Genomic DNA, 16,042 nt, shown 5'->3' on the forward strand with positions numbered 1-16,042 from the left:
TGTGCCCGTTGTCATCCGACGTGGATCCCGGGCCGGTGCCCGGGCACGGGCTCGTTCTCGCGGATGATCTCCCGCACCACGGGGGCGGTGTCCCCGCGCCCGAGCAGCAGGTAGCGCATGAGGTGCCCCAAGGGGTTGCCCTCGGACCACTCGAAGTACGCGTGCGGCCTTACCCCGGTGGTGTCGCGCAGGGCAAGCAGGATCGCGGCGATGGCGTTGGGCGCGGCCGGGCTTTGGGCGCGCAGCACCCGGTGCCCGTCGAGCTCCACCCCGTGGACCTTCAGCACGTCGCTGAAGCCCGACGGATCGGTGATCTCGATCTCCAGGAAGATCACGTCCGCGCTCCCCGGCACCGGGGTCAGGTCCCGCGCGGCGCGCTCCTTCTCCGCGTACTCCGTTGTGTCCCCCGGCTGGGGGCGGTGGGCGATGAGGTTGATCCTGCCGTCGAAGTCCAGCGTGTCGGTGATGAAGCGCCGGGCCTCGTCGTCGAACTCGATCCGCTCCACGCGCAATTCGGTGGTCCGGGTGACCCGGGACACCAGGGAGACGGCGACGATGCCCAGGACGAAGAACGCGGAGATCATCAGCCCGTCCGGCCGCTTCATCTCGTTCGCGACCAGCGCGTAGAGCATGACCACTGTCAGGATCGTGAAGCCGGCGGCCGCGGCGCGCTGTTTGGCGCGGGCGGCGGAGATCGCGACCGCGACGGCTCCGGAGACCATCATGGCCAGGATACCGGTGGCGTACGCGCCGGCCTGGGCGTCGACGTCGGCCTTGAAACCGATGGTGAGAAGAATGCTGACGGCCGTGTAGACCAGCACCACCGGACGCACCGCCCGTGCCCAGTCCGGCGCCATTCCGTATGCGGGAAGGTAGCGCGGGACGATGTTGATCAAACCCGCCATCGCCGACGCGCCCGCGAACCAGAGGATCAGGATGCTGCTGATGTCGTAGACCGTACCGAACCCGTTGCCGAGCTGCTCGTGGGCGAGGTAGGCCAGGGCCCGGCCGTTGGCCTCGCCGCCCGGCTGGAAGGCCTCGGAGGGAATCAGCAGCGTCGTCACCAGGCTGCTGCCGATCAGAAACACGCTCATGATGCATGCCGCCGTCGTCAGGAGCTTGCGGGTGTTGCGGATCCGCGACGCCAGGCGCTCCTCGGGCGTGGCGCCCGTGGACTTCACGAGCGGCATCATGCTGACCCCGGTCTCGAACCCGGAAAGGCCCAGCACCAGCAGGGGAAAGGCCAACAGGGCCGGCCCCAAAACGCTCCCGAAACCGCCCCCGGAGGAAGTGAGGGCTTCGGTCCACGACGCGATGAAGCCCGGCGTGGTGGCGATGGTGACCAGGCCGACGGCGATGATCACCGCGTTCAGCGCCAGGAACACTCCCACCAAGGGGATGGCGACGGCCACGGCCTCGCGGAAGCCCTTCAGGAAGACCCCTCCCAGGATCAGCAGCATCAGTACGGTGATGGGCACCGCCTGCCCTTCCAGGGCGGCCGGGGCGTAGGGATTCTCCAGCAGGTGCACGGTCGCGTCCGAGGCCGAGAGGGTGATCGTGATGATCCACGACGTCGCGACGAAACCGAGCAGGATCAGGACGAAGACCTTGCCCCTCCAGAACGGAAGCAGCTTCTCCAGCATGGCCACCGATCCTTGCCCATGCGGGCTTTCCTTCGCCACCCGCCGGTACATCGGCAGCATCCCGCCCAGGGTCAGGAGCACGATCAGCAGCGTGGCGAAGGGCGACACCGCGCCGGCGGCCAGCGCGGCGATGCCGGGAAGGTAGGACAGCGTGGAGAAGTAGTCCACGCCGGTCAGGCACATGACCTTCCACCACGGCTGCACGTGGGACTGCCCCTCGGGGGCTTCCGGCCCCACGGGCTGTTCCACTCGATGCTCCAGCAGCCACCGGGTGAACGGCCCCCCCGGGCGGGTCTGGGGAGCGGGGGCCGGCAGGCTCGCCGGCATCGAGTAGTGGGCGGAGGTGGTCAAGGTGCATCTTTCTCTACCGCCGGGCCTGCGCTGCTCCGGTCCACGATCGGCCCAGCGCCCCGTTGGGGGCCGGGGCAACCGGGAACCGTCGTCCGCGCGGCACGGCAAAGGGACGGAAGACAGGAAGGCGGTTCCTGCGGAACGCGAGCGGCGGCGCCGCGGCACCGGTTCAAGGTTCACCGTTCCATCTCCCGGGAGCAGGTCCGTTCGCCTGCTGGACTCGGCGAGCGTAGCACCGGCGCGGGGGCCACAGGGGCGCAATCCCGGGGTTCTTAATGCTTTCTTAACGCCGGCGGAATCGGCCTGCGGAAAGGCAGGCAGAGCTTCCGGGCGCGCCCCTAGTCCTTGAAGCGGTAACCCATTCCCGTCTCGGTGAGCAGGTGGCGCGGGTTGCCCGGATCCGGCTCGAGCTTGCGCCGCAACTGGGCCAGATAGACGCGCAGGTAGGCGGTCTCCCCGGCATAGGCCGGCCCCCACACCCGCCTCAGCAGTTCCTCGTGGGTGACCAGCGCCCCGCTGTTCCTGACCAGCAGCTCCAGGATGGCCCACTCGGTGGGGGTGAGCCGGACAGGTTCGCCGTCGCGGGTGACGCGCTGGGCCGCAAGGTCCACCACGAAGTCCGCGGTTTCCACGACGGGGTCGTTCCCGGCCGCCCCTCTGCGCAAGGCCGCGCGCATGCGGGCCAGCAACTCGTCCATGCCGAAGGGCTTGGTGACGTAGTCGTCGGCCCCCGCGTCCAGGGCCTGGATCTTGTCGTTGGAGCCATGCCGGGCGGACACCACGATGACGGGCACGTCCGACCAGCGCCGCAGCCGGTGGATGACCTCCACTCCGTCGATGTCCGGCAGGCCCAGGTCGAGGATGAGCAGGTCGATCCGGTGGTTCGCCGCCTGGTCCAGGGCCCCTTGCCCGGCGAGCGCGGTGACGGTGGTGTATCCGCGGGCCTTGAGGTTGATTTCCAGGGCACGGAGGATCGGAACTTCGTCGTCGACAATCAGCACGGTCGGCATGGCACCTCTTCTGGCGGTACTGGGCGTTCTAGCGGTTCTGGGCGGTGGAGCCGGCGGACAGCGGCAGGCGGACGACCATGGTCAGCCCTCCGCCGGGAGTGGGTTCGGCGATGAGGGCACCTCCCATGGCCTCGGTGAAACCCTTCGCCACCGCCAGTCCCAGCCCGATGCCGGTCTGCGGGGTGGTGTCGCTGGCCCGTTGGAAGGGTCGAAACATGGCCAGGACGTCTTCCGAGGCGATGCCGGGCCCATGGTCGATGATGCGCAGTTCGCTGGCGGGGAGGTCCCCGATTCTGGCATTGCCGTACCCGCCCACCGACCCGGCCACCACCACTTCCGATTCCGGGGCATACTTCAGGGCGTTTTCGACCAGGTTGGCGATGACCCGGTCGAGCATCCCGGGATCGGCATCCACGGGAGGCATGTTGTAGGGCAGCAGGATCCGGACCCGGTCCGGGTCCGCTTCGCGCAGGGCATCGGCGACGGCGTCGGACCAGTAGACCGGCCCGATCAGCGGCGAGACGGAGTCCGCGGTGATCCTGGACATGTCGAGCAGGTTGCCGATCAGCCGGTCCAGGCGGTCCGCCCCGGATTCGATCGTGGCCAGGAATTCCTCCTGTTCCGCGGGGGTGAAGACGACCGACCTGTTGCGCAGGCTGCTGGACGCGAGCTTGATCCCGGCCAGCGGCGTGCGCAGGTCATGGGACACGGCCCGGAGGATCGAGGTGCGGATCGTGTTCCCTTCCGCCAGGCGCAGGTTCTCGCGCTGGCTGAGCGTGAGTTCCTCGCGCTGCAGCAGCGCCAGCAGGTGCGCCCCGAAAGCGCTAAGAAGGCGCCGTTCGTCCTGGTCCAGGACCCGCCCCGAAAGCGTCAGGGTCCTCTCCTCGTCCAGGCGCTCGACGGCCTCGGCATCCTCCGGGACCCCGCTCCCCGGCGTCCCGGAGAACGATTCGAGCCGCCAGGCCGAGGTGCCGGGTTCCGTCCCGTCCCGGACCCACAGGCCCGCCCCTTCCACCCGGAAATGCTCCCTGACCTGGTCCAGGAATGCGGGGACGCCACTGCCTTCAATCACCGCCCGGCGGCTCAGATCTCCCAGGATGCGGGCCTCGGCGCTGGCCAGGTGCGCCTGCCTGCTGCGCCGGGCCGACCGGTCCACCACCAGGGACACGGCCACCGCGACCAGCAGGAAGACCACCAGGGCCAGGACATTTTCGGCGTCGATCACGGACAGCGACCCGAACGGCCTGACGCTGAAGTAGTTGACCACCAGTCCCGCCAGGACCGCGGCCAGGACGGCCGGCCGCAGCCCGCCGACCAGCGCGACCGCGACGATGCCGGTCAGCTGGACCAGCATGTCGGTGGACAACTGGTCGTGCGGCAGCAGATCCAAGACCAGCTGGAGGACCGGCGGCAGGACGACGGCCATCACGAAGCCGACGGCCTCGCGCCGGCGGCCGAGCCGGGAAGGCTTGCGGACGGGAGGCGGACCTGCCGCCGCCCCTTCGTGGGGAACCAGGTGGACGTCCAGGCCGGCCGCGTGCCGCAGGATCCTCGCCACGGTTCCGCGGCCGACGTCGTAGGGCCGGGCCCAACGCGATCCCAACAGGATCTGGCTGGCGCCTCCGTTAAGTGCGAACTGCAGGAGGACCTCCGGTACGTCCTCGCCGCCGACCACATGGAAACCGCCGCCCAAGTCGTTCGTCAGCTTGCGCAGCCGCTCGAGCTCCGTGGCGGCCGGGCGGTCATCCCCGGAGCTGCGGCGGACATGCACGACGTCGAATTCCCCGCCGGCGGAACCGGCCAGGAGCCGTGCCGCGCGGCGGACCAGCGCCGCTCCCTCGGGACCGCCGGACAGGCCCACGACGATCTTTTCGCGCTTGGGCAGGGCGTCCTTCCCCTCGGCCGAGCGGTACCCCACCAGCCGCTCCTCGACTCGGTCGGCCAGCCACACCAGGGCCAGCTCCCGCAGGGCCGCGAGGCTCTCGGTGCGGAAGTCCCCGGCGAGCGCCGCATCCACGCGCTGGCGGGTGCCGTAGATCTTTCCCTGGCCCAGCCGGTCGCGGAGTACCTCGGGTGGAGCGTCCACCAGTTCGATCTGCTCCGCCGCCCTCACCGCGACGTCCGGAACCGTCTCGTGGTCCCCGGAGCCCGTGATCCCTTGGACGACGTCTGACAGGGATTCGATGTTGCGGACATCCAGCGTGGAAACGACGTCGATCCCGGCATCCAGCAACAGGGCCACGTCCTGCCACCGCGCGCGGCCCCGGCCGGCCGAACCGGCTGCGGTGGCGTAGTCGTCCACCAGCACCACCGCCGGCGCGCGCTCAAGGACCGCTCCGGCGTCCAAGTCAGACTCCCCCAACCCCGCGGACGGCGCCGGGCACCGTTCCAGGCCCTCCAAAAGGGCAGCGGTTTCGCTTCGTCCCCGCACCGAGGCCGCCCCAACGACGACGTCCACACCATCCCTGCGGAGCCTCTGCCCCTCTTCGAGCATGGCGAAGGTCTTCCCCGCCCCGGGGGCCGCCCCCAGAAAAATATGCAACCTACCCCGCGCCATGCCCCCCATTGTTCCCTCGTTCGGAACCCCAGCGCGAATGGCCCCGCCCGGAAGCACGGTTCACGACCGATTGCGCCGGTGCCTGGCGCGGAGTTCCCCGGTGCACCGGAGGAGAGCGCGCCGCACCCGGCGCCCCCAGAGTCAGGACGCCGGGTGTGTTCGGGACGCCGGGTGCGGTCTCAGGCAGCTCCTAGATGCCGGTCCCCCGGGGCCGGTCGTCGTCGGTGAGGTCCTCCGGCGGGCGCCCCTCCCGGTCAGCCAGTTCCTCGGGCGTGAGGATCCGGTCCGAGGCAGCCGTGAGATCGGTTTCCTCCACGGGCGTGGTGCCCAACGGCTCGACCGGCGGGATCCCTCCCACCGGCGTGGTGCCCAGCGGCTCGACCGGCGTCGTCCCCACCACAGGCGTGGTGGTCACGGGCGTGGCCACCACCTCGTCGTCGGAGTCCTTCTTGGCCGCCGCCGCGGCGGCCACTCCGGCGGCGGCGGCAGCCGCCACCCCCACGCCCGCCGCGGCCACCTTTCCCGACACGCCGGCCTTGCCGCTGTCCCCGCGCGAGGCAGCGGCGTCGTCGATGTCTGGCGTTCCCGCCGTCGTGCCTTCGTTGACGGACCCGCGCCAGGCCCCGGTGGCATAGCCTTCGGACTCGATGAACTCCTTGAACTTTTTCAGGTCGGCCTCGACCCGGTGCTCGATCACGTGGAGCTTGTCGCCGATCTTCTCCACCAGGCCTTCGGGCTCGTATTCGAGGGTCAGGCGCACCGATGTCTGGCCGCCTCCCACGTCCTCGAACGTTACCGAACCCGCGTTCGTGGCGCCCTCGGTGGCCGCCCAGGCCACCTTGCTGTCCGGGACCTGCTCAAGGATCCGCGCCTCCCACTTGCGGCGGACGCCGGCGACCTCGGCCACCCACTCCAGCCGGTCATCGCCGAGTTGCGTCACGCTCTTCACGCCCCCCATGAAGTGGGGGAAGTCCTCGAACTGCGTCCATTGGTTGTAGGCCGTGCTGAGCGGCACGTTCACCAGGACTTGCTTTTCAACCTTCGTGCTCATGACGTCTCCTTTGACGTGAACAGAGGATGGGCGGATGGGCCCGCGATTCCCCACCCTACTCCTCGCACCCGCCGCCCTCTAGGGCACAGGGATTCGCTTCCCCGCAGTCCCCTCTGGCCGAGCGCCGCCTGGACGGCAACGGTTTCGGACCGCGGAAAGGCCCCCTGCCCGGACACCCAACAATCCCGGGCAGGAGACCCCTCGCTACTTCGATTTAGATTGCCGAGGCAATCCAGATGATCAAGGCAATCGCAACAAGGATGCCAACGATGGTCCAGATCAGGCTGCTTCCACGCATTTTGGTTCCTCCATTCTCTCTGGTGAGCCCATTATGTGGTGCCAAGTGCGGCGCCGCATATGGGTAGTGCCCCGGCGAAACCGAGGTACCTCGCCCGCATCGATGCGGAGTTCATGGGCCCAAGAGCGCCAGTTCCTCGTCCATCGCGCGGGCGAAGGCCGCCCCGGGCACGTTCCCTGCGTCGAAGTGGATGCCGCAGCGGAGCCGGCCGGCGTAGGAGAGGGCCGCGACACCGAGCCGGACGTTGGCAGCGAGCACGCCAACCGGCCAGAGCGCAACGACCGGGGCACCCGCGAGGCGAAAGGTGCCTGCCGGGCCGGGCACATTGGTGACGAACCCGGCGACAAGATGCTGCCGCCGGCCGATGCGGTCCATGATGCGTGCGCCGACCGGGCCGCGCATGAACTCGAGCGTTCCCTGCTCCCTGGCCCGGGCCTTCTCCTCCCGGGTCTGCTCCGCGATGAGCCGGACGCGTTCGTCGGGTTCGACGTCGCCGAGGGGCAGCCGCACGAGCATGATCCCGACCTGGTTCCCCGCCGTCCCGCGGCGCCGCAGCGCGACCGGCACCGAGACGGGCAGCCGGGCTGGGATCGGCTCGCCGGCGTCGGACAGCACCGCCCGGTAGCCCGAGGCCACCGCAGCCAGCAGGGCGTCGTTGACGGTGGCGCGGAACCGCCGAACATGCTCCTCGAGAGCAGCGAGATCGGCGTCCAGGAAGACGACCCCGCGCTGCGGACCCACTTCACCGAGCAGCACCGTGGGGCCGACCTCGCGACCGCGCAGGGTCATGCGGATGCGGCGCAGGCCGTAGCGAAGCCGCCCCAGGACGTGCCGCAGGTCGCGCCGCGGAACCTTCGGCGCCGCTCGGACGGGAGGCACGTACGCCGGCGTCCCCGGCGATTCCGAGGGATCGAAGAGCTGCCGTACGATCCCGGCCGCCGCCATCCCGTCGGCGAGCGCATGGTGGATGCGCAGCACGACGCCGGCCTCCCCCACGGCTGCACCCGGCACCACGAGGATCTCCCAGAGCGGACGATCCGGTGCCAGCGGCACATTCATCAGCTCCCCGCACTTGCGCTCGAAGCCAGCGAGTCCGTCGACGGTCCCGAGAAGCCGGACGTGCTGCTCAAGGTCGGGCCGCGCCTCGACCCAGCGGTGGCGGCGGCCCGTGGCGACAGCCATCTTCCGCAGCTGGGGCAGCGCCTTGATCCGCTCGCGCAGGGCAGCGCGCAGGGCGGTCAGGTCGGGGGCGCCATCGGGATCGACGAAGCCGCCCGGCGCCAGCAGGCCCGCAACCAGGAACACGTTGACCTGGCCGGCGTGGTCAATCACCAGATTCGCCTCATCGACCGCCGGAAGCCGGTCCGTCACCGGGCGCATGCCAACAGGGTAGCAACCGGCCCTGCCCGCCACCGGGGCCGCATCGCGAGCTCCTCATCGTGCAGGCCCAGGTCAACGGGGGCGGCCACAGCTAGGAGCGGCGCCCGGCAGCGAGGGAATCGTCGACGTCCCGCACCAGCGCCTGCACGCGCCTTTTGATCTCGTTGCGGACGCCGCGGACCATGTCGATGCCCTGGCCTGCCGGGTCCTCGAGGACCCAGTCCTCGTACCGCTTTCCCGGGAAGATCGGGCAGGTGTCGCCGCAGCCCATGGTGATGACGACGTCGGACTCCTGCACGGCCCCGGTGGTGAGGATCGTCGGGAGGGCTCCGCCGATGTCGATGCCTTCCTCGGCCATGGCCTGCACGGCCACCGGGTTGACCTTGTCTCCGGGTGCCGAACCGGCGGAGAGCACGGTGATGCGGTCCCCGGCCAGGTGCCGCAGGTAGCCGGCGGCCATCTGGGAGCGTCCCGCGTTGTGCACGCAGACGAAAAGAACGGTGGGCTGGTTGGTCATCGGGTCATCCTTTGGGGGTTGTTTCGGCGGTGATTTCAGCCGCGGCCTGTTCGGCGTGGGGGTAGAGCAGGCGGATCAGTACCGCGGCGAGGACGCCGCCTGCCAGCTGCATGGCAATGAAGGGCAGGACCGAGGACGGGGCGATGCCGGCGAAGGTGTCCGAGAACATGCGCGCGACGGTCACCGCGGGATTGGCGAAGCTGGTGGAACTGGTGAACCAGTAGGCGGCGGTAATGTAGCCGCCGACCGCAACGGCAATCATGTCCCTGCGCCCGGAGCGGGCCGCACCGAAGATGACCAGCAGCAGCCCGGCCGTGGCCACCACTTCGGCCAGCCACAGTCCGGCCCCGGCGCGCTGGTGGGTCGACAGGGTGACGGCGGGCAGGTCGAACATCAGGTTGGCCAGCATGGCGCCCACCGCTCCCCCGGCGACCTGGGCGGCAATCAGCGCCCCGGCCTCCCGCCAGCCGATGACGCCCAGCCAGCGTTCGGCCAAAGTGACCACCGGATTGAATGCGGCCGAGACCGGCTGCAGGGCGATGATCAGGGCCACCAGGACGGCTCCGGTGGCCAGGGCGTTTTCCAGCAGCTGCAGGCCGGTATCGTTCGGGGACAGCCGGGAGGCGGCAATCCCCGAGCCCACCACGGCGGCCACCAGCAGGGCGGTTCCGACCAGTTCGGCCAGGGCCCGCCGGGCCAGGCCGCTCACGCGCCCGCGCTGGAGATGAGCTTGCCCAGCGAGTCCAGCACCTCGGCCTGGACCTTGTAGTAGACCCAGACGCCGCGCTTGCTGCGCTCCAGCAGCCCGCTCTGGTGCAGCACCTTCAGGTGGTGGCTGATCGTGGGCTGGGACAACTCAAAGGCTTCGGTCAGGTCGCAGACGCAGGCCTCCCCGCCCTCGTGGGAGGCCACGAGGGAAAGCAGCTGCAGGCGGACGGAGTCCGCCATGGCCTTCAGTAGTGCGGACACGCGCTCGGCTTGGGCGGCGGTCATAGGCTCCCGGGTCATGGGCGTGCAGCACGCGACGGTCTCCACGGGGGTCAGTTCAAGTACGGATTTCGACACACGTGAATATTGACAGATATCAATGTCTAGTGGCAACCTCAAGGACATAGACAATCATCTATATATAGGAGGCCGCCATGTCCCGCCTGCAGCTCGCCCTCAACGTCGATGACCTTGAGCAGTCGGTCGAGTTCTACTCCCGGCTCTTCGGCACCGGACCGGCCAAGCGCCGGCCCGGCTACGCCAACTTTGCCGTGGACCAGCCGCCGCTGAAGCTCGTGCTCATCGAGAACCCCGGCAACGGAGGCTCGCTCAACCATCTGGGCGTGGAGGTCCAGGACACCGACGCCGTCGACGCCGAACAGGTTCGGTTGGCAGGGCACGGCTTAGCCACCGTGGATGAGCGCGAGGGCACCTGCTGCTACGCGAAGCAGGACAAGTTCTGGGTGCAGAACACCCCCGACGGCGAACGGTGGGAGATCTACACCGTCCTGGCCGACAGCGCCACGTTCTCCGCCGCCTCGCAGGGCGAAGCCCAAGGCTGCTGCACCACCCCTGCTGCGGCCGGCAGTTGCTGCTGACCCCGCTGGCATGCAGCTCTTGGGCCCTGACTCCTGAACGGCTTAGGTCAACGAGTCGATGGCGACGGTGATCGCCAGGATCAGCGGGACGTCCTCGCCCTGCGCGACTTCCACGCCGTAGGACTCACGCACGCGGAACCACTTCTTGGAGATGGTGGCGACCGTGCGGCCATCGCGCTCGATCTCGTACTCGTGGTCGACGATGTTGCCGTGCGCCTTCAAATCGGCGCCGTTTTTCACGTCGATGGCGAAGCGATCCCGGAGCCCGACCAGCGCCTTGTGGACCGTCGCGGCGGTGTCGCCGCCGCGTTCGATGTCGACCTTGTCCCGGATCGAGAGCTTGCGCTCCTGGATGCTCGCCGCCTCGTTTCCCGCGGCGTCCTCCAGAACGAACGTGTCCCGAATTCGAACCGCCTTGCCATTGACTTTGTAGGCGCGTCTGCCCTGGTCGTCTTCGATCCAGTAGTCGTCTCCAATCGACAGCAGTTTCTCGCGCATCTGGAAGCGCTCGCCCACGGGTTCGTCAGGCTGGTGCCGCAATAGTCCCATGCCCACGACCATAGGTCCGCTTTGCCGGCGGGCGCCTCACCCGCGCCGGATGATCCGGACCGTGGAAGCATCAGCCGTGACCTCATCAGGTACTTAGCCGGCAACCGGCCCATCCCCCGCTGGACGGGTTCAGCCTTCGGCTTCGGCCTCTGCCTCTGCTTCGAGTTCGATGGCGAAACCCAGTGCCCTGCCAAGGTTGCCGGCTGCCGCTACTATCCGAGGGGTGCCGACGATGGGCGCAACGGCCACCAGTATTCCCTGGACATCCTCCAAGGTGATGCCGACGTCCATTGCAGTACCGGCGTTGAGCAGATAGGAGGCGGGCGGGGCGTCGACTGCCACGAGTGCCGCGATCCGGGCCAGCATCAACTCGCGGGGTTCGAGAGTGGACCGTTCTAGTGATGCGGCGGTGATCTGGGCGAGGGTGTCGCTGACTAGGTCTTCTTCGTCGGCCATGACCGTATCTCCATCTGGTTGCGGGGCAGAGGGCCGAGGGACCCGGTGAGACCGGATCGCCACGACTCCTCTTACAAACCTATTCCGCCGTGACAGAGGACGGCATCACCCGCAGGGGATGACCTCATCGCCAGATACTCGAGCCATGACCAGGAGGAAAGATGCTACACGGATCAATGGGAGCCGGAGCAGTCCCTTGGTTCGTTTTGCTCGGAAAGATTCCGGTTGTCCTGATCGTGACTGAGTCAGTGGCGCCAGGGAACGCACGGGCTCTCCTCGCTCCACAGCCGTTGGATCTCGTGGTTCGCCACCCAGCCCTCGACGCAGGCGGTGATACGCGGAGCGTGAGAGCGCGGCCAGCCGGCACGCCATCCGCTCACCCTCAGTGTGCGAATCAGGTGAGCGACGGTGTCGGCCACCTTCGGAGCCACCCCGAAATCGGCGGATGCCCGTCAGGCGGTGGCGGGTTCCACTTCCCCGTCCAGCTCCTCCGGCCCCGAAGCTCCCACCCGCCGAACCGGTTGATGACCGCGCAGATCCGGTCCAGGGCCTCTTCCGCAAAAAGGGCTTCCGGCCCATGCGGCTATTTGCTCAGCAGGTTCTACTGCACACGCCATTGATCGTCCAAGGCGACCACCCGGAGCCTCGGCACAACGCGCTCAGGGGACTGCCCTGGGTTTTGTCGACTCTCTGACCTGCCCCAGGGATTGGTCACCCCTCACGGACAAAGCCCCCGGTAGGGACACGGCCAAGCCGGAAGTGACCGAGTTATTGCGGTTCGCTCGGGACGGGGGCCACCGTGGTGATGCACAGCATGGACCGTCTGGCCGGCAACCTCGATGACCTGCGCTGTTCTGTCGTCTTGCACTGCATCTTAAGGATGCTTGACAACAGGCGTGACGCGAGTCACCATGTTGCGTATGCTGATTGCTGTTGCGTAGGACGCATTTGGAGGGCTGAAATATTGGAGTCGCTACCGCTATCCACGGCCCTTCCTAGATCGTGCGCTTTTACTGCACATCGATCCTCCCTAATTTCATGACCAAAACGTTCTCGACAACGCCGGTTGCCCCACCAAACCCGTGGTCTCCACGATTTGCCCACTACCCAGCCCTCCGGGAGGAAACAGATGTCTGCTTCAGTGAACGCGCCCCTCAATTCACGCGGAAAACTCGCTACATCAGTGCCTGCAGAGCAGTTGGCTGAGATCACCGAATTGTTTGCGTTCCGCCGCACGGGATATTCCCTCGACGCCCCCTTCTACGCCGACCCGACGGTTTTCAAGATCGACATGGAGGCCATTTTTGGCAAGCACTGGATCTTTGCCGCCAGCGTCGCTGAACTGCCGGAGCCGGGCGACTACGTCACCGTCGACTACGGGCCCTATTCCCTGATTGTTCTGCACAACGACGACGGTGGCGTCAACGTCCTGCACAACGTGTGCCGCCACCGCGGCGCCCGCGTCCTGACTGAATCCGCCGGCTCAACCGGAAACCTGGTGTGCGGCTATCACTCCTGGACCTACTCGCCCAGCGGCGACTTGATCCACGCCTCGGCACCGGGAGAAGCGAAGTTCGACAAGAACTGTTTCGCCCTCAAGCGCGCCCACAGCCGCGTGGTCGCCGGACTCATCTTCGTCTGCATTGCGGACGAACCGCCGGCCGACTTCGACGAAACCTCAAAGATCTTTGAGCCCTACCTCGCCCCCCACGATCTGTCGAAGACGAAAATCGCCTACCAGCAGAACATCATCGAAGAGGGCAACTGGAAGCTCGTCATGGAGAACAACCGTGAGTGCTACCACTGCGACGGCCACCCTGAACTCGCCTGCTCCCTCTTCCCGACGTGGGGTTTGACGGAGGGCCTGATTCCGCCCCACCTTGAGGAAGTGTGGGACCGCAACAAGGAAGCCCAGTCCTCCCTTGAGGAGCGTTGCCGCCGCTACGGCCTGCCCTACGAGGTGGTCGAGGAGCTTGACACGCGCATCGCGGGAATCCGCATCTCACGTGAATCACTGGACGGAGAGGGCGAATCGTTCTCGGCCGACGGGCGCAGGCTTTCCAAGAAGCTGCTCGGCGACCTGCCGGACTTCCGCCTTGGCCGCTGCTCGATGCACCTGCAGCCCAACAGCTGGTTCCATTTCCTCGGGGACCACGTCATCACGTTCGGCGTCTTCCCCATCAACGAACACCAGTCGCTGGTACGCACCACCTGGCTGGTGGCCGACGACGCCGAAGAAGGCGTCGATTACGATCTGGAAAAACTCACCTACACCTGGAAGCAGACAAACCTGCAGGACAAGGCGTTCGTGGAGCTGTGCCAGAAGGGTGCCGGCAGCCCCGCCTACGAGCCCGGTCCGTACATGAAGAGCGAATACCAGGTAGAGGCGTTCATTAACTGGTACGTGCAGCGCGTACAGGAGCACTTGGCATGACTGAACGCCTCACTGAGACGGTGATCCAGGAACCACAGCGCATTCGCGGTCTCGAGATGCCGTGGAACAGGGTGATGGGCAGCACCGAGGCACCCGCCCACGCCGCCCGCGCCTTGGGTCCCTGGCATCCGCAGGAGTTCATGGCCGAATGTGTCGAGACCGTACCCGAAGCGGGCGGCATGATGACCTTCGTGTTCCGCCGCTGCGACGGTGCGCCCCTGGCGTTCCGTGCGGGCCAGTACGTAAACATGGCCTTTCCCGTGAACGGCGAGGACCAGGAACCGGTAGACCGCAGCTACTCGCTGTCCAGTTCGCCCACCCAGCCCTGGACCTTCAGCGTCACCGTCAAACGCGACCCCACAGGACTCGTCTCCCCGTGGGTGCACCAGAACGTCAAACCCGGCACCGTCCTCGATATGCTCGGACCGGTCGGAGCGTTCCACCTGCCCGATGCCGACCGGCGGGCGCGCTACCTCTTGCTGGCCGCCGGCGCGGGCATCACTCCCATCATGTCCATGGTGCGGACCATCCACTCCCTGCCCGGACATGCCGACGTCGTGGTGCTCTACCATGGAGCCGAGGCTGGAGGTTTCGCCTTCCACCAGGAGTTGGCCTACATCGCCTCCGTGGACTCACGCGTCACGGTCTTCTACTCCCTGGGCGACCGCAGCAAGCCCGAGGGGTGGGAAGGGCTCAGCGGAAGGCTGACGGCAGCCATGCTCGACCAGGTGGCACCCGATGCCAACGGCCGCCAGGTTTATGCCTGCGGCCCCGAGGGTTACCTGAATAGCGCCACCGAGCTCCTCAAGAAGGTCGGCGTCGATGACACCTCCATCTACATGGAGTTCTTCTCGGGAGATCGCCAAACACTCCTTGAGTACCAGGCAGAGATCGCGCTTGCGTCGGACATCGCGGAGGAAATCACCGAGGAAATCGCCGATTCCGCAGAGGACTACTATGAAAGCCAGCCCAGCGCGTTCGGGCTCTACGAGCCCGGCTACGACGCCGAGGGAACCCTGAAGGCCTCGGGGCTGCCTCTGGAAACCGTCGACCCGGACGCCCCCGGCCCCGAGCGCAGTTCGGACGCCGAGCCGGAGGCCACGACCCCCGATGCCTCGAGCTTCGACACCGTGGGTACGGGCAGCCTCACCATGTCCTTCTTGCGCACAGGCATCAATGTGCGGATTGATCCCGCCGAACACATCCTCGGGGTGGCACAGCGTGCCGGTGTCAGGATCGGCGCGAACTGCAAGGAAGGCATGTGCGGCTCCTGTAAGGTCGTCAAGCTTTCCGGGGAAGTCGACATGAACCACCAAGGCGGTATCCGGGCACGCGAAATCGATGCAGGCAAGTTCCTGCCCTGCTGCTCCACAGCGCAGACCGACCTGGTGATCGATGCCTAGATGAGTGAGTCCGTTTAGGTTCAGTGGTCGTAGGCAGTCAGTGACCTTTTCCGCGTGGCATTGATGAGCCGGTTGTGCCAGATCCCGGCGGCCAGGGCGAAGAGCCGGGCCGCAACCCGGGCATAGACCCCGGCCAGGGTCCGCCCGCCGTGCTGCTCGAGGGTCAGCAGGCCCTTGAGCGTGTCGAAGACGAACTCGATCCACTGGCGGACCTTGCCCGGGCTGCCGAAGCGAAGGGGTTCGTCCCTGCGGTCCGGGCGTAGCAGCACGGCGCCGAGCCCGGCGATGAAGGCCTCGAAGCCCTTGTCGGCGAAGCCCTTGTCGCCGAGGATCACCTGCCCGGCCAGGGCCGAGCGCCTGACCGTCTCCCGGGAAGCCTCGCACGGGACCGGGGTCGAGTCGATCAGGCGCAGGTCCCCGTCCCAGGAGGCCGCGTCCCGGGCCAGGGCCGTAATGGCCGCGGCGACCAGTCCGGCCTGACGCCGCAGCCGCTTGCCGTACCCGGGCTGGCAGGACAGGTGCGGGAACATGCCGGCCAGATGGGCCTGCGCGTACCGGATTCACCGGCGTTCGGAGGCGATGCCCAACAGGTGCTGCGCCGCGGCCAGGCACAGCAGTTCGGCATCGGACAGGACCGGTTTCCGGCCCGGCACGTGGTCCCGCGACCAACCCAGACCGGGCAGGACACAGTCATCCAGGTGGACATAGAGTGTGATCAGGAGGGTGTTCAGTTCGTTGCTCACACATCGGGCTAAGCACCCTTCGCCTGTGCCCGGCAGGGACGCTGCGCCCCACCTATTAGGACTC

At 67.6% G+C, this 16,042-nt stretch carries 13 protein-coding genes and 2 pseudogenes; 4 read left to right on the forward strand and 11 right to left on the reverse strand.

All coding sequences use genetic code 11. The features are described 5' to 3' along the window. Positions 1 to 11 precede the first annotated feature (11 nt). The 8 genes from ABD912_RS12135 to ABD912_RS12170 form a co-directional block, all read right to left on the reverse strand. Positions 12 to 1,994: an APC family permease gene (locus tag ABD912_RS12135; protein WP_345151093.1), complete on the reverse strand. Its 1,983-nt coding sequence runs from the start codon at positions 1,992 to 1,994 to the stop codon at positions 12 to 14. Positions 1,995 to 2,332: 338 nt separating this feature from the next. Further along, positions 2,333 to 3,004 (reverse strand): response regulator, encoded by a 672-nt coding sequence (locus ABD912_RS12140; RefSeq protein ID WP_345151094.1) that lies wholly within the window; start codon positions 3,002 to 3,004, stop codon positions 2,333 to 2,335. A 28-nt stretch (positions 3,005 to 3,032) separates the two neighbouring features. Further along, positions 3,033 to 5,570 carry a DUF4118 domain-containing protein gene (locus tag ABD912_RS12145; RefSeq protein ID WP_345151096.1) on the reverse strand — a complete coding sequence of 846 codons (2,538 nt, stop codon included), beginning with the start codon at positions 5,568 to 5,570 and terminating at the stop codon, positions 3,033 to 3,035. A 181-nt stretch (positions 5,571 to 5,751) separates the two neighbouring features. Continuing rightward, positions 5,752 to 6,612, reverse strand: a complete 861-nt coding sequence (locus tag ABD912_RS12150; protein ID WP_345151097.1) for an SRPBCC family protein — start codon at positions 6,610 to 6,612, stop codon at positions 5,752 to 5,754. 409 nt (positions 6,613 to 7,021) lie between these two features. Beyond that, positions 7,022 to 8,290 carry a wax ester/triacylglycerol synthase domain-containing protein gene (locus ABD912_RS12155; protein ID WP_345151098.1) on the reverse strand — a complete coding sequence of 423 codons (1,269 nt, stop codon included), beginning with the start codon at positions 8,288 to 8,290 and terminating at the stop codon, positions 7,022 to 7,024. Between the two features lie 91 nt (positions 8,291 to 8,381). Further along, on the reverse strand, positions 8,382 to 8,807 hold the full coding sequence (locus ABD912_RS12160; protein ID WP_345151100.1) for an arsenate reductase ArsC: 426 nt from the start codon (positions 8,805 to 8,807) through the stop codon (positions 8,382 to 8,384). A gap of 4 nt (positions 8,808 to 8,811) precedes the next feature. Next, complete coding sequence (locus ABD912_RS12165; RefSeq protein WP_345151102.1) at positions 8,812 to 9,516, reverse strand: MIP/aquaporin family protein; 705 nt, start codon at positions 9,514 to 9,516, stop codon at positions 8,812 to 8,814. Beyond that, on the reverse strand, positions 9,513 to 9,815 hold the full coding sequence (locus ABD912_RS12170) for an ArsR/SmtB family transcription factor (protein ID WP_345151332.1): 303 nt from the start codon (positions 9,813 to 9,815) through the stop codon (positions 9,513 to 9,515). Before ABD912_RS12170 ends, ABD912_RS12165 begins: the two co-directional genes overlap by 4 nt. A gap of 134 nt (positions 9,816 to 9,949) precedes the next feature. Here ABD912_RS12170 and ABD912_RS12175 point away from each other — a divergent pair, with 134 nt between their 5' ends. Next, positions 9,950 to 10,393, forward strand: a complete 444-nt coding sequence (locus ABD912_RS12175) for an ArsI/CadI family heavy metal resistance metalloenzyme (protein WP_345151104.1) — start codon at positions 9,950 to 9,952, stop codon at positions 10,391 to 10,393. Between the two features lie 42 nt (positions 10,394 to 10,435). Here the strand turns inward: ABD912_RS12175 and ABD912_RS12180 are convergent, their stop codons facing one another. Next, positions 10,436 to 10,909, reverse strand: coding sequence for an LURP-one-related/scramblase family protein (locus ABD912_RS12180; protein WP_345151106.1), 474 nt, complete (start codon positions 10,907 to 10,909; stop codon positions 10,436 to 10,438). A 162-nt stretch (positions 10,910 to 11,071) separates the two neighbouring features. Continuing rightward, on the reverse strand, positions 11,072 to 11,398 hold the full coding sequence (locus tag ABD912_RS12185) for a carboxymuconolactone decarboxylase family protein (protein WP_345151107.1): 327 nt from the start codon (positions 11,396 to 11,398) through the stop codon (positions 11,072 to 11,074). 720 nt (positions 11,399 to 12,118) lie between these two features. On the opposite strand from ABD912_RS12185, the pseudogene ABD912_RS12190 reads away from it, so the two are divergent. The 3 genes and pseudogenes from ABD912_RS12190 to ABD912_RS12200 form a co-directional block, all read left to right on the forward strand. After that, positions 12,119 to 12,257: pseudogene (locus ABD912_RS12190) on the forward strand (recombinase family protein); the annotation flags it as partial. Positions 12,258 to 12,527: 270 nt separating this feature from the next. Continuing rightward, positions 12,528 to 13,832 carry an aromatic ring-hydroxylating oxygenase subunit alpha gene (locus ABD912_RS12195; RefSeq protein ID WP_345151108.1) on the forward strand — a complete coding sequence of 435 codons (1,305 nt, stop codon included), beginning with the start codon at positions 12,528 to 12,530 and terminating at the stop codon, positions 13,830 to 13,832. Then, positions 13,829 to 15,235, forward strand: a complete 1,407-nt coding sequence (locus ABD912_RS12200; protein ID WP_345151109.1) for a ferredoxin reductase — start codon at positions 13,829 to 13,831, stop codon at positions 15,233 to 15,235. Before ABD912_RS12195 ends, ABD912_RS12200 begins: the two co-directional genes overlap by 4 nt. A gap of 20 nt (positions 15,236 to 15,255) precedes the next feature. On the opposite strand, the pseudogene ABD912_RS12205 reads toward ABD912_RS12200, so the two are convergent. After that, positions 15,256 to 15,978, reverse strand: a pseudogene (locus ABD912_RS12205) (transposase family protein). Positions 15,979 to 16,042 lie beyond the last annotated feature (64 nt).

The organism is Arthrobacter ginkgonis (assembly GCF_039540195.1).
Lineage (GTDB): Bacteria > Actinomycetota > Actinomycetes > Actinomycetales > Micrococcaceae > Zafaria > Zafaria ginkgonis.

What these genes read in the sequence shown, in the direction of transcription:
- ABD912_RS12140 (WP_345151094.1), bottom strand. Translation starts at nt 3,004, where the DNA reads ATGCCGACCGTGCTGATTGTCGACGACGAAGTTCCGATCCTCCGTGCC.
- ABD912_RS12145 (WP_345151096.1), bottom strand. Translation starts at nt 5,570, where the DNA reads ATGGGGGGCATGGCGCGGGGTAGGTTGCATATTTTTCTGGGGGCGGCC.
- ABD912_RS12150 (WP_345151097.1), bottom strand. Translation starts at nt 6,612, where the DNA reads ATGAGCACGAAGGTTGAAAAGCAAGTCCTGGTGAACGTGCCGCTCAGC.
- ABD912_RS12155 (WP_345151098.1), bottom strand. Translation starts at nt 8,290, where the DNA reads ATGCGCCCGGTGACGGACCGGCTTCCGGCGGTCGATGAGGCGAATCTG.
- ABD912_RS12160 (WP_345151100.1), bottom strand. Translation starts at nt 8,807, where the DNA reads ATGACCAACCAGCCCACCGTTCTTTTCGTCTGCGTGCACAACGCGGGA.
- ABD912_RS12170 (WP_345151332.1), bottom strand. Translation starts at nt 9,815, where the DNA reads ATGACCCGGGAGCCTATGACCGCCGCCCAAGCCGAGCGCGTGTCCGCA.
- ABD912_RS12175 (WP_345151104.1), top strand. Translation starts at nt 9,950, where the DNA reads ATGTCCCGCCTGCAGCTCGCCCTCAACGTCGATGACCTTGAGCAGTCG.
- ABD912_RS12185 (WP_345151107.1), bottom strand. Translation starts at nt 11,398, where the DNA reads ATGGCCGACGAAGAAGACCTAGTCAGCGACACCCTCGCCCAGATCACC.
- ABD912_RS12195 (WP_345151108.1), top strand. Translation starts at nt 12,528, where the DNA reads ATGTCTGCTTCAGTGAACGCGCCCCTCAATTCACGCGGAAAACTCGCT.
- ABD912_RS12200 (WP_345151109.1), top strand. Translation starts at nt 13,829, where the DNA reads ATGACTGAACGCCTCACTGAGACGGTGATCCAGGAACCACAGCGCATT.